This window comes from Actinophytocola xinjiangensis, from assembly GCF_001921215.1.
Lineage (GTDB): Bacteria > Actinomycetota > Actinomycetes > Mycobacteriales > Pseudonocardiaceae > Actinophytocola > Actinophytocola xinjiangensis.
The window spans coordinates 231,974-244,643 of the sequence record NZ_MSIF01000002.1; the positions used below are offsets into that span (position 1 = coordinate 231,974).

General features: G+C 74.2%; 11 protein-coding genes. 4 read left to right on the forward strand and 7 right to left on the reverse strand.

Annotated features, from left to right (window positions below; all coding sequences use genetic code 11):
• Window position 1 precedes the first annotated feature (1 nt).
• The 4 genes from BLA60_RS05895 to BLA60_RS05910 form a co-directional block, all read right to left on the reverse strand.
• The gene (locus BLA60_RS05895) at window positions 2–1,168 is read right to left on the reverse strand and encodes an acyltransferase family protein (RefSeq protein WP_075131708.1); all 1,167 of its coding nucleotides are present in this window, start codon (window positions 1,166–1,168) and stop codon (window positions 2–4) included.
• 75 nt (window positions 1,169–1,243) lie between these two features.
• Complete coding sequence (locus BLA60_RS05900; protein WP_075131709.1) at window positions 1,244–1,840, reverse strand: TetR/AcrR family transcriptional regulator; 597 nt, start codon at window positions 1,838–1,840, stop codon at window positions 1,244–1,246.
• 25 nt (window positions 1,841–1,865) lie between these two features.
• Window positions 1,866–2,864, reverse strand: coding sequence for a 1-aminocyclopropane-1-carboxylate deaminase (locus BLA60_RS05905; RefSeq protein WP_075131710.1), 999 nt, complete (start codon window positions 2,862–2,864; stop codon window positions 1,866–1,868).
• A 17-nt stretch (window positions 2,865–2,881) separates the two neighbouring features.
• Entirely contained in the window at window positions 2,882–3,523 is a 642-nt protein-coding gene (locus tag BLA60_RS05910) for a GntR family transcriptional regulator (RefSeq protein ID WP_075131711.1), read from the reverse strand.
• 373 nt (window positions 3,524–3,896) lie between these two features.
• Between BLA60_RS05910 and BLA60_RS05915 the strand changes: the two genes are divergently transcribed.
• Both BLA60_RS05915 and BLA60_RS05920 read left to right on the forward strand, forming a co-directional pair.
• The gene (locus BLA60_RS05915) at window positions 3,897–5,648 is read left to right on the forward strand and encodes a DUF11 domain-containing protein (RefSeq protein WP_075131712.1); all 1,752 of its coding nucleotides are present in this window, start codon (window positions 3,897–3,899) and stop codon (window positions 5,646–5,648) included.
• A 194-nt stretch (window positions 5,649–5,842) separates the two neighbouring features.
• On the forward strand, window positions 5,843–6,805 hold the full coding sequence (locus BLA60_RS05920; RefSeq protein ID WP_211288618.1) for an SGNH/GDSL hydrolase family protein: 963 nt from the start codon (window positions 5,843–5,845) through the stop codon (window positions 6,803–6,805).
• On the opposite strand, the gene BLA60_RS42995 is transcribed toward BLA60_RS05920, so the two are convergent.
• Window positions 6,733–7,221, reverse strand: coding sequence for a substrate-binding domain-containing protein (locus BLA60_RS42995; RefSeq protein ID WP_075131714.1), 489 nt, complete (start codon window positions 7,219–7,221; stop codon window positions 6,733–6,735). The genes BLA60_RS05920 and BLA60_RS42995 overlap by 73 nt on opposite strands.
• 17 nt (window positions 7,222–7,238) lie before the next feature.
• Here BLA60_RS42995 and BLA60_RS05930 point away from each other — a divergent pair, with 17 nt between their 5' ends.
• Both BLA60_RS05930 and BLA60_RS05935 read left to right on the forward strand, forming a co-directional pair.
• Window positions 7,239–7,685, forward strand: a complete 447-nt coding sequence (locus BLA60_RS05930; protein ID WP_075131715.1) for a nitroreductase family deazaflavin-dependent oxidoreductase — start codon at window positions 7,239–7,241, stop codon at window positions 7,683–7,685.
• A gap of 45 nt (window positions 7,686–7,730) precedes the next feature.
• Window positions 7,731–9,359 (forward strand): protein kinase domain-containing protein, encoded by a 1,629-nt coding sequence (locus BLA60_RS05935; RefSeq protein ID WP_075131716.1) that lies wholly within the window; start codon window positions 7,731–7,733, stop codon window positions 9,357–9,359.
• Window positions 9,360–9,364: 5 nt separating this feature from the next.
• Here the strand turns inward: BLA60_RS05935 and BLA60_RS05940 are convergent, their stop codons facing one another.
• Both BLA60_RS05940 and BLA60_RS05945 read right to left on the reverse strand, forming a co-directional pair.
• Window positions 9,365–11,491 carry a transglutaminase TgpA family protein gene (locus BLA60_RS05940; RefSeq protein WP_075131717.1) on the reverse strand — a complete coding sequence of 709 codons (2,127 nt, stop codon included), beginning with the start codon at window positions 11,489–11,491 and terminating at the stop codon, window positions 9,365–9,367.
• Window positions 11,488–12,666 (reverse strand): DUF58 domain-containing protein, encoded by a 1,179-nt coding sequence (locus tag BLA60_RS05945; RefSeq protein WP_084734691.1) that lies wholly within the window; start codon window positions 12,664–12,666, stop codon window positions 11,488–11,490. The genes BLA60_RS05940 and BLA60_RS05945 overlap by 4 nt, the downstream gene beginning before the upstream one ends.
• Window positions 12,667–12,670 lie beyond the last annotated feature (4 nt).

Below are 12,670 nucleotides of genomic sequence, written 5' to 3' on the forward strand. Positions count from 1 at the left end.
GTCAGAGGACCGCGCGGAATCCCGGCAGGCGCCGCAGGAGTTCGGCGGCGGCGAACGAGACCGCGACGCCGGCGACGGCCGTCACCGCGAAGGAGGCCAGTGCGCCGAGCCCGCTGCCGGCGAGGGCGAACTGGACGGCCACGACCACCGGCACGTGCACGATGTACACGGTGAAGGAGCTGGCGGCCAGGGACCGGGTGAACCGGGTGCCGCGCCGGCAGAACTCCCGGAACAGCACCAGCAGGCCGACCGACAGCCCGGTGCACGACACGCTCTCGTACAGCGACCACAGCAGCGATTCGACGGTCGCGCCCCCGCCCGCGAACACCGGGGTGTCCGCTCCGGCGGCGAACAGCCCGGCCGTCAGGGCGGTGCCGGCGCCGAGCCAGACCCATCCGACGCGCGCCGGCAGCCGGGTCAGCCAGTCGTGGCGCGCGGCGAGGACGCCCAGGGCGAAGAACGTCGCGTACTGGACCAGTCGGGCGGGTTCGACCTGGAGGAAGTCCAGGACGGCCACCCATTCGTCCAGCGGGTACCACAGGCGGATCAGGAACGTGCCGACCGCGACCGCGCCGGTGAGGCCGACGAGCGCGAGGTGGCCGGGGACCCGCCGCGCCGGCCCGCGCGTGCCCCGGCGCAGCCGCTGGGCGAGCTGGTGGCAGACCAGGTACAGCAGGCTGTAGACGAACAGGTTCTGGATGAACCACAGGTGCGCGAACTGCAGATCCGGCCAGGACGGTCCGGTCCAGCCGGCCGGCCGCTCGCCGAACCCGAGGTAGACGTCGATGACGTAGGTCGGCAGGTCGATCGGCGGGTAGCCCCGGTACCGCGTGTAGTACGCGTACATCAGGCCGGGGACGATCGTCACGGCCCCGACCAGCAGGGGGATGACCAGTCGCCGCAGCCGGCCGGTGAGGAAGGCCCGTGGCCCGTGCCGGTCGAGGGCGGCCGGCGCGAGGAAGGCGGAGACGAAGAAGAACAGGCTCATGAAGAACGTGCCGTTGACCGCCGAGAACGTGGCCAGCGGGCCGGCGCCGGGCTGGTCCTGGACATACCACCAGTCGTCCGGGCCGTAGGCCTGGGCCGCGTGGTGGGCCACCACGAGCACGATCAGGGCGACCCGCAGGTTGTCCACCCAGTCGAGCCGTTTCGCGGGAAGTGTGTGCATGTGTTGAGTTTGGTAAACACGTGTACACACGTCACTGGGGCTGGCCCCAGTCGTGGAGGTGGGGCCAGCCCCCGGTCACGGCTCGATCAGGCGCCGCAGCAGCCGCTGGTTGGCCGCGCTGCGCCGCGCCAGCACCTCCGGGGCGAACATCGGTTCGTCCAGGTTGGGCTGCATGACCGGTTCGAGCAGCAGTGGCCCCAACACCAGACACAGCAACTGGAACGGCAGCCACTCCTGGTCGACGTCACCCCGCCCGGCCAGCCGGTCCAGCTCGGCCCGCGCGCCGGCCAGCAGCCGCCCGAACAACCGGGCGCTGGCGTCCCCGCCCTCGGTGAGCGCGTGCCGCAGATACCCGCGCAGCACGGGATCCGCCCCGAACAGCCGCGCTGACGCCTCGCCCAGCGAACCCATCAGGTCCCCCGACCCGCTCGGCACCGCCTCCAGCGCGGCACCGACCCGCCGCAGGACGTCCTCGTCCACCGCAGCCCGCAGCCCCTCCTTGGACCCGAAGTGCCGCGTGACCAACGCCGGGGACAGATCGGCCGCCGCCGCCACGGCGCGCGTCGAGGTCGCCTCGAAACCCCGCTGCGCGAACAACTCCAGCGCGGCGCGCCGCAGCCGGGCACGCCCGGTCAGATCGCTCACCGGGGCGTTCGCCACCTCGTCGTTCATGCCGGCAGGCTAGCCGGGGGAACGGTCAGTCGAACGCGCCGGAGTAGGCGTTGAGGGCCGGCTGGCCGCCGAGGTGGGCGTAGAGCACGGTCGAGGACGGTGCGATGTCGCCCGTGCGGACGAGGTCGATCAGGCCGGCCATGGACTTGCCCTCGTACACCGGGTCGAGGATGACGCCCTCCAGCCGGCCGGTGAGCCGAATCGCGTCCACAGTGGACTGGACGGGGATGCCGTAGCGGTCGCCGGCCCAGCCTTCGAGCAGGGTGATCTGCTCCGGGTGGGGGTGGTCGATCAGGTCGGCGGTGTGGGTGGCGATGCGGGTGACCTGGTCGCGGGTGCGGTCGGGGGTTGCGGAGGCGTCGATGCCGATGACGCGCCGGGGGCGCGGGCCGGCGGCGAAACCGGCGACCATGCCGGCCTGGGTCGAGCCGGTGACCGTGCAGACGACGACGGTGTCGAAGAAGACGCCCAGTTCCTCCTCCTGCCGCTCGACCTCGCGCGCCCAGTTCGCGAAACCCAGGCCGCCGAGCCGGTGTTCGGACGCCCCCGCCGGAATCCCGTACGGCTTCCCGCCGGCCGCGCGGACCTCCTCCAGCGCCCGCTCCCACGAGTCGCGCAGGCCGATGTCGAAACCGGACGGGTCCAGGGTCACCTCGGCGCCCATGATCCGCGACAGCAGGATGTTGCCGACCTTGTCGTTGACCGCGTCCGGCCAGTCGACCCACTTCTCCTGGACCAGCTTGGCCTTCAGACCCAGCCGGGCGGCGACGGCGGCGACCTGGCGGGTGTGGTTGGACTGGTACCCGCCGATCGACACCAGCGTGTCGGCGCCCTGGGCGAGCGCGTCCGGGACGATGTACTCCAGCTTGCGGGTCTTGTTCCCGCCGAACGCCAGGCCGGAGTTGCAGTCCTCGCGCTTGGCCCAGATCGCCGGGCCGCCGAGGTGGGCGCTGAGCCGGTCGAGCCGGTGCACCGGGCTCGGTCCGAACAGCAGTGGGTAACGCTCGAAGTCGTCGAGGGACACGGGGTGGGGCTCCTGCTCTACTCGGGGCGCAACGTCAGCCAGTTCTCCCGGTTCGCCCTGGCGGCGGCGTCGGCGTCGCCGGCCCTGGCCAGCTCGACGATCCGCGCGTGCTGGGCGACCGAGGCCCGCCCGGTGAGCGAGCTGAACCGCGCCCGCTCCATCCGGCGCAGCAGGGGAGTGACCTCGTCGAGCACCGACACCACCCGGCGGTTGCCACACACCGCGACCAGCACCTGGTGGAACGCGTCGTCGGCGGCGATCGCCGCGTCCGGGTCGGTGGCCAGCAGCGCGCGCCGGAAACGCTCGTTCGCCTCGGTCATCGCGCTGAGGTGGTCCTCGCCGAGCAGGGGGACGGCCTCCCGCGCGGCCAGCTCGTGCATCGCCGCGGCGACGGCCTGGGCCTCGATCGCGGTGCGCACGTCCAGCGGGCTGACGGTCGTCGAGCTGCCGGGGCGCACGGTGACCAGGCCGATCTGTTCGAGACGGGCGATCGCCTCGCGCACGGGGGTGCGGCTCACCCCGAGCCAGGCGCAGAGCTCGACGTCGACCAGGCGTTCGCCGGGGCGCAGCGTGCCGTCGACGATGGCGTGGCGCAGGGCGCGGAACGCCTGGTCACGCAGCAGCGTGCGCTGCGCCCGGCCACCGGCGGGAAGGGGCATGGGGGCACTGTATGCAACATATTGCATGTTGCCAAGGGGGTCTGCTCCGCGTCTGGGCGGTCGATCCGTTCTTGATGAGGTGCAGGGGATGGCGTTGACGAAATTGCTGTCGGTGGCGTCGATGACGGTCCCGCTCGCAGAGATTCCTCTGTAAAGCGCATTTTTACAGGGCTGATCGTGTGGGTGAAGAAATGCACTCGTTCGAGTGTTTCTGACTCGGGTTTCCTACCCAGGCAAGCGTTTCACGCTGCTCTGCTCCACCTGAATGGTCCTGATGATTAGCCGGCAACAGACCCTAGTGTTTTCTTCTGTTTCCACCAGGAACGGTGGCGCGAAGAAAGATCCTCCTCGATCGGAAAGGGTCCCGAAACACATGGTTGCCCGACATTCACGGCGATCCATCCTCTGTGGCCTGCTGACCGCGACCCTGGTCACCCTCGCCACGGCCTCACCCGCCACCGCCTCACCCGCCACCGCCGCCGTCCCGCCGGGCCCGGCACTGGCCTGGGGCGCCAACACCAGCGCCGAACTCGGCGACGGCACGACCACCAACCGCGCGACCCCCGTGCCGGTCTGCGCGGTCGGCGCGACCGCCCCGTGTGCCGCGACCCTGGAGAACGCGTCGGCGATCGCCATGGGCGACCGGCACACGCTCTGGCTGCTCGCCGACGGCACGGTCGCCGCCAACGGGTACAACGCCAGCGGCGAACTCGGCGACGGCACCACCACCAACCGGACCACACCGGTCAGGGTGTGCGCGGTGGGCGCCACCGCCCCGTGCGCCGAGGTCCTGTCCGGCGTCACCGCGATCGCCGCCGGGAACCGGTTCTCCCTGGCGCTGCTGGCCGACGGCTCGGTGGTCTCCTGGGGCGAGAACAGCGGCGGCTACCTCGGCGACGGCACCACCGCCGACCGTCCCGTCCCCGGCCCGGTGTGCGCCACCGGCACGGTGGCCCCGTGCCTGACCCACCTCACCGGCGTCGCCGCCATCGCCGCCGGCACGACCCACGCACTGGCCCTCGTGGACGGTGAGGTGCGGTCCTGGGGCTCGAACTACCGAGGCCGGCTCGGCGACGGCACGACCACCGACCGCACCGCCCCGGTGCGGGTGTGCGCGGTCGGCGCGACAGCGCCCTGCACCTCGTTCCTGACCGGGGCCAGCGCCGTCGACGCCGGCAACCACTCGCTGGCCCTGGTCTCCGGCGTCCCGCACGGCTGGGGCAACAACGGCGTCGGCGAACTCGGCGACGGCACCACGACCGACCGGTCGACCCCGGTGCGGACGTGTGCGGTCGGGGCCGGCGCGCCGTGCGGCACGGTCCTGTCCGACGTCACCACGATCAGCGCCGGCGACGGAGGCCACTCGACGGCCCTCGTCGGCGGGGTCGCCCACGCCTGGGGCTCGAACTTCCGTGGCGTGCTCGGCGACGGCACGGCCACCAACCGGAACACCCCGGTCCGGGTCTGCGCGCCCGGCGCGACCGCGCCCTGCGGCGCGTACCTCAGCGGTGTCGACGCCATCGACGCCGGCTACACCCACACCCTGGCCGTCGTGGACGGGGCCGCGTACGCGTGGGGCGCCAACAACGTCCGCCAGCTGGGTGACGGCACGACGACCGACCGGTCGACCCCGGTGCGGGTGTGCGCGGTGGGCGCGAGCGCGCAGTGCGGCTCGTTCCTGTCCGACGTGACGGCCGTCGACGCCGGCGTGTTCGACAGCGCCGCGATCGTCTCCGACCCCGGCGCGGACCTGGCCGTCGCCCTCGCCGCGACCGCCCCGCCCCTTGGCTCGGCGATCGACTACACGATCACGGTCACCAACGCCGGCCCGGACGCGGCGACCAGCGGCACGGTCACGCTGACCCTGCCGCCCGCCACGGCCAACGCCAGCTCCGCCACCTGCGCCTACGCCCCGACCACCGGAACCGTCAGCTGCCCGGTCGGCACGCTGCCGGCGGGGTCGAGCCAGACCCATGTCGTGCGCGCGAGCTTCGGCCCGCTGTCGCTGGGCCCGCTGCCCGCGTCGGCGGCCCGCACCGCCAGCGCCCCGGCCGACCCCAACCCGGCCAACGACACCGACACCGCGACCTGCACGGCGGTCACCAGCCTGGTCATCGCCTGCTGAGCGACTGACCACCGGCGTCGGTGTCGGGGGAAGGACATCGGCCAGGGACGCTGGGCGCCCGGCGCGGGCGCCCAGCGTCCCTGCACGCTCCGTAGCGCGCTGTCACCCGATCAGGGTTCATCACATCGCGTAACGAGACGATCACCTAGGGTTCCGCCTGCTGCTCGTGCACCGCGGAACCCTTGGAGGAAAACGTGTCAGGTAGTGCTGTCCGACGGGTCGTGCTCGGCCTGGTCGCGGCGATGACGGCCGGGCTGCTCGCCCCGTCGGTCGCGTCCGCCGCCCAGGCCCAGTCGCTGGAGTGGGTCGCTCTGGGTGACTCCTACACCGCCGGGGTCATCCAGGCCACCGGTGACGTGGTCGACAATCCGCCGGACGGGTGCGCCCGCACCACCGAGTCGTACCCGGAGGTCATCCGCCGCGACCTCGGCTCGCTGGTGAACCTGCGCAACGTCAGCTGCGGTGCGGCGACCGTCACCGACGTGTACCGCGACGAGCAGACCCCGCTCGGCCGGCCGCTGCCGCCGCTGGGCACCGACCCGGACGCCCCCTTCGCGCCGGTGCCGGTCCAGCTCGACGCCCTGACGCCGGGCACCGAACTGGTCACCGTCGGGGCCGGTGGCAACACCATCGGCTTCGGGCCCATCCTGGTCCGCTGCCTGACCCTGGGAGCCGAGAACCTGGGCGTGGGCACCCCGTGCGCCGACGAGTTCACCGCGAGCCTGCCGCAGCGGCTGGAGACCCTGCGCGCCGAGTACGACCAGATGCTGACCGCGATCCACGCGAAGTCGCCGTTCGCCAAGGTGATCACCGTCGGCTACCCGCACGTCATCCCCGACGACGCGACCGACTGCACGTACGGCGACCCGCGCCAGTTCGCCACCATGACCTCCGGGGACCTGGACTGGGCGCGGACCTCGGTCCTGGAGCCGCTGAACACAGTCATCCAGCAGGTCACCGCAGCCCACGGCGACACCTTCGTCGACCTGTACGCGCCCAGCCGAGGCCACAGCGTCTGCGACGACACCGGCACCGACAACTGGGCCGACGGCATCTTCACCAGCCTCGTCCCGCTGCGCTACGCCTACGTGCACCCCAACGCGCGCGGCCACGCCGACGCGGCGGCCCTGGTCGAGGACGCCATTCTCGGCGGCTGACGGCTCAGCGTCCGGCCGTCGGCGAAGTTCTCCCCGTTGTCGTAGCCGACCACCGCGATGTCGTCGGGAATGCGCTTGCCGCAGTCGGTCAGTGCCTGGGTGACGCCGGCCCCAGCCCTGGGACCACTCGCCGTACAGGGCTCGCCGGCCAGGGACAGGCCGGCCTCGGCGAGGACGGCGCACAGCGCCGTGACCCGGTCGCGAGCGGCGCGGTAACCGGCCGGGCCGGTGATGTGCGCGATGCGGCGGCGGTCGAGCGAGAGCAGGTGCTCGACCGCCAGCCGTGCCCCGCCCGCGTCGTCGGCCAGGATCGACAGGTCCTGAAATCTTGCTACGGGCTCTGACCGGGAAACGACGGCGATGTCGAGGTCTCGGCACCGGCTCCGTCCCAGGGTCGGGCACGATGACCTGACCACACCGGGAGGAACCACCCATGGCCACCGCCGATGACCTCGACCGCGCCGCCGACTCGCCCACCGACTGGGTCGCCGACCACACCCGCACCTACCTGGCCTCCGGCGGCACCGAGGGCCACGAGGCGCAGGGCGTGCGCAACCTCGTGATCGCCACCACCGGCCGGCGCACCGGCCAGCCGCGCCGCACCGCCCTGATCTACGGCACCTCCGGCGACGACTACGTCGTCGTCGCCTCCCGGGGCGGCTCCGACCACCACCCGGCCTGGCTGCTCAACCTGCTGGCCGAGCCGACGGTCGGCGTCCAGGTCGGCCCGCGCCGCTTCACCGCCCTCGCCCGCCTCGCCACCCCGGCCGAACGCGCCCCCCTGTGGGCCCAGATGGCCGGCATCTTCCCGCTCTACGACGAGTACGCCGCCGCGACGACCCGCGAGATCCCGCTCGTGCTGCTCGCGCCCCGGGAATGAGCCGTTCCCTGTCGGCGCGGGCCCCCGGTCGGAGATGATGGGGGAATGAGTGAGGGCACCGGGAATCCCCCGCGTCACAAGGGATCCATCTCCGCCAGGCTGGACGGGGAGGTGGCGCTGGCCGGCTACGGCGACCTGGTGCTCGTGGCCAGGGGCGGCGACGGTGTCGTGTACCGGGCGCGGCAGGACGGGCTCGGGCGCGACGTCGCGGTGAAGGTGATGCACCTGGACGATCCGGCGGCGATCGGCCGGTTCCAGCGCGAGCTGGAGATCACCGTGCGGCTGGGCCGCCAGCACCCGAACATCGTCACCGTGCACGACACCGGGGTACTGGACTCGGGGGAGCCGTGCCTGGTCATGGAGTACTACGACCGGGGTTCCCTGCACGACCAGCTGCGTGAAAACGGGCCGTCGCCGGTCGCCGAGGTGATCGCGGTCGGCGCGGTGATGGCCGACGCGCTCGCCTTCGCCCACGACCAGGGCGTGCTGCACCGGGACGTCAAGCCGCAGAACATTCTGGTGCTGCCGACGTCCTACGTCCTCGCGGACTTCGGGATCGCGCGGCGGGTGGACGCCGAGCACTCCGCGTCGCTGGAGCTGTTCAGCTACCGGCACGCCTCGCCCCAGGTGTTGGACGGGGAGGCGCCGACGGCGGCCGACGACCTGTACTCGCTGGGGTCGACGCTGTACACGTTGCTGGACGGGCGGGCGCCGTTCGCGGCGCAGGGCGCGGACTCCGACACGCCGCTGGCCTATCTGCGGCGGGCGCGCACCGCGGCGCCGCGTCCGCTGTCGCGCGACGACGTGCCCGCCGCCCTCGTCGAGATCATCGACCGCTGTCTGGCCAAGGGTCGGGCCGACCGCTTCGCGGACGCGCACGACCTCAAACGGGCTCTGGCGGCCGTACCCACCGCCCAGCCCACCGCCCAGGCCAGCGTCCCGACCCCAGTCCCGCCCGCCGCCGACCCGTGGGGGCCGCCGCCGGGCTGGACCCCCGGGGAGCCCCGGCGGACCGCCCCCGTCCCCACCCCCGTCGTGGAGCCCGGGCCGCGGCCGGCCGCCGTGCCCGTGGCGACCTCCGCACTGTCCCACCTGGACGGACTGCCCGAGCCGGTCGACCTGGACGACGAGGCGACGGCCGCCCCACCCGAGCAGGACCCAGCCCCGGAGCAACCGGCGCCACCCACCCCACCAGCGGCCCCGCGTCGGCGCCGGCTGCTCGTGCTGGGCGCGGCGGCGGTGGCGGTGGGTGTCGTCGTCGGGGTGGGGACCGCGTTGCTGCGCCAGGAGGATCCGCCCGCCGGCACCGGGGCGGACCAGACGGGTCCCGGCATCGAGACCTACACCGGCTCGCTGCCGGCGCCGACCGGCGATCCCCAGGTCGCCGTCGGCGACCCGAACCTCGCGCCGGAGATCACCGGCCTGGAGGACCGTTCGACCAGCGTGGTGCTGCGCTGGGACGATCCCAGCGACGGCGAGGCCACCTTCGTGGTCACCCGCCGCACCGGCGACCTCGCCGAACCCGTCGCCGAGGTCCGCCCCGGAACCACCCAGCACACCGTCGAAGGACTCGACCCCGCCGAGTCCCGCTACTGCTTCCAGGTCCTCGCCCTGGTCGACGGCGGCCGGGGCAAGGGCGTGTCCGCCGAGCGGTGCACACCGACCCGGGGCTGACCCGCTCAGCGCCGCCGCAGCGGGCGCGGATCGACCGGCCAGTGCAGCCGGCGGTACCACGGCCGCGCGCCGCGCACCGCCCGGCGAACCTGCCGCAGGGCCGCGCGGACGCGCGGATCGGGCGGGTGCGGACCCGGCCCGAACCGGACCCGGTCGGCCGCGTGCGCCAACCACACCACCGGGTGCGGCCCGTCGCCGATCGCCGGCCAGTGTCCGGCCAGAGCGGTGGCCGTCTCCGGGGCCGGCTGGCTGCGCGGCGCCGGCCTGCCCAGCAGTACGAGCAGGTCCAACACCTCCGACCAGGCGCCGGGCGCCCCGGCACGACGGTGCCGGGCCCGGCGCAGTGCCCGCGCCCCCGCCAGCAGCACGACCGGCACCAGCACCACGGCGCCCGCGAGCAGCAGCGTGCCTCGGCCCCACACACCGTCCGACCCGGACGCGACCACCTCGCGGTCGGTGTCCGGGGCCCGCGAGGTCGGCGGGGTCCTGGTCGGTGCGGTCTCGGCGGCCCGCTCCGGATCGGCTGCCGACAGCCGGGCCAGGATCGCCTGTTTGGCGACCTCGTCGGCGGCGTCGCTGGTCGTGCCGGAGGCCGGGGTCGGGTCGAAGGGCTGCCAGCCCCAGCCGGTGAAGTAGACCTCCGGCCAGGCGACGGCGTGCCGGCCCCTGACCACCCGCATGTCCTCGGAACCCGGCTCGCCAGGGTGGAAACCGACCACGATCCGCGTCGGCAGCGACACCGCGCGCGCCAGCACCGCGAACGCGCTGGCGAACTGCTCCGACGTGCCGGCCTGGGCGCCGGCCCCGGCGTCGGTGCCGGCGATGAACGTGGTCAGCCGCGCGTAGGAGGAGCCGGTGGGCGCGCCAGCGTCGAACTCGCGGCCCGACCGCACGGCGTGCTCAAGGGCGACCGCCTGCTCGTAGGGGGTGCTGGCGTTGCGGGTGACGAGCCTGGCGTACTCGGCGAGATGCCACGGCAGTTTCGGTGTCGCCAGGTAACGCCGCGCGAGAGCCGGGCCAGGGACCCCGGCCCCGGCCAGGTCCGCCGGTTCGGCGTCGTCGACCTGGCCGCGCGCCCGGTAGCGCAGCCCGGAGCGCAGCCCGTCGCGCACGGCGGTGGAGCCGGAGTCGGGGTCGACCGCGATGTCGTTGAGCGACACCGAGTCCGGCACACCGCCGACCGGCAGCCACGGCCCGGTCAGCCCGGTGACGCGGACCTCCACGTCGACGTCGGCCTGCCGTCGTCCCCGGGGGAGCGCCGAGTCGGAGACTGTCCTCAGTGGATGGTAGGTGTCGTCGGCCAGCCAGCTGGCGCCGTTGTACTCCGCGAGCACCACCAGCCGCAGCCGCCGCTGGGATCCGTTGACCCGCAGCAACTCCTCGTCCCCGGCGGTGGCCCAGGCGGCCAGCCGGGGCAGCGGGCTCGGCTCGGCGACCGTGAACGACGGCGGCGCGACCAGATGCCGTGGGTCGAACGCCCCGGCGGCCGGCACGGTCGCGGCGAGCACGACGACCCCGGCGCAGCACGCCAACGCCGACAGGCTCGCGCCGGTGGACACCACCCGCCGGCCGGGCCGGCCGAGCAACAGCCACCCGACGACGGTCGCCAGCAGCACACCCGCGCCGGCCAGGCCGTACGGGTCGCCCTCGCCCGAGGTCAGCAGCGCCCCGCCGAGGTAGAGCAGACCGGCCGCGACCGGTGCGGCCAGCATCGCCGACGGCCCCCGGACCACCCGCGTCCCCGTCCACAGACCGGCGAGCGCGGCGGCCAACGCGCCCGGCATCAACGCGTCGGCCGTGGCCGGCGCCGGACGCGGCCCGCTGAGCAGCCGGGGCACCGTGTCCCGCAACACCTCCACCGGGCCGGCGCCGGTGCCCCGCGCGGCCAGGTACGCGCCGGCCAGCAGCAGCACGAGCAGCACGACCACGGTCCGCCCCGTCGGCTGACGCAGCCGCGCCGCCAGCACCACCGCCGCCAGCGGCACCACCGCCGCCGCGACGATCACCAGCGGCGCCAGCACACCCGCCCAGGCGCTCGCCAGCTGCGCGGCACCGGCGGCCAGCACCAGCGCCGCCCACAGCGCGGTACCCAGCGGGGTGCGGTCCCGCGGTTCGGTCACCTCCGCGTTCATCCGACGATCACCCGGTCCCACAGCCCCAGCAGCTCCTCGGCGCGCGGGCCGCGCAGGGTGACCACCCGCCCCGCGCTGGTGACCGAGCCGGCCGTCCGCAGGTCGATCATGAGCACCACGGCGACCGGGGCGCCCGAGGCCACCAGCGCGAGCCGGTGGGGCTCGGCGGCGGTGCCGGTGATCACGGCCACGATGTCCCGGTCGACCACCGGCAACGGGTCCGGCTCGGCCGTCGAGTCGGTCACCACCAGGTCGGCCAGCGGTTCGGACACCAGCCGGGACGCCGCGCCGGCGGCCACCCCACCCATCGAGCCCGGCGCGTACACGTCCACCGAGCCGGACACCGTGCGCAGCCGCACGGGATGGCCCAGTTCGGCGGCGCGGGTCGCCAGCGACGTCGCGACCTCGATGGCGTCCTCGAAGTCCACCTCCGGGTGCCGGTAGCTGGCCGCCCGGTCGTCGAGCAGCACCGCCAGGTGCGGCCGTGCCGGGTCGGCGTCCTCACGGACGATCAGCGTCCCGGTCCGCGCGCTGGTCGCCCAGTGCAGCTTGCGCAGGTCGTCGCCGGGGGTGTACTCGCGCAGCCCGGTCAGGTTGGAGCCGCCCTGGTCGACCCGCTCCTCGGTGCCCAGCTGTCCCCGCCGCCCGCCGGCCGGCAGACCCCGCACCGGCAGCCTCCTGGGCAGCACCCGCACCTCGACCACGTCCCCGACGGCCACCTCGCGGGTGGCCAGCCCGGCCAGGCCGTGCCGGCGCAGCCGCAGCGGGCCGACCCGCAGGATTCCGCGCCGCGTCGTGGGAATCTCGTAGTCGACGCCCGCCCGTTCGCCCGCCCGCAGCCGCAGCACCCTGACCGGCAGGGCCTCGCCCCCGACCTGCTCCTCGGCGTCGAGGTGGACCGGCCAGCCACGGCCGGCGTGCCGCAGGCGCATCGTGCCGACGCACGGGCGGTAGCGCACGACCTCCGTCGGCGACACCGCCCGCTCCATCGTGATCTGCGCGCGGAACGCGACCGAGGCCAGGCCCACCGCGGCCAGCGCCACGAACCCGGCACCGAGCCCGACCACACCCGGGTAGCGCCACCACACGCCGGCCCCGGTCAGCACGGCACCGAACAGGAACGTGCCGGTGCCGCGCACCGTCCACCGCGCCCAGCGCGACGTGTCCTGGGCCATGACC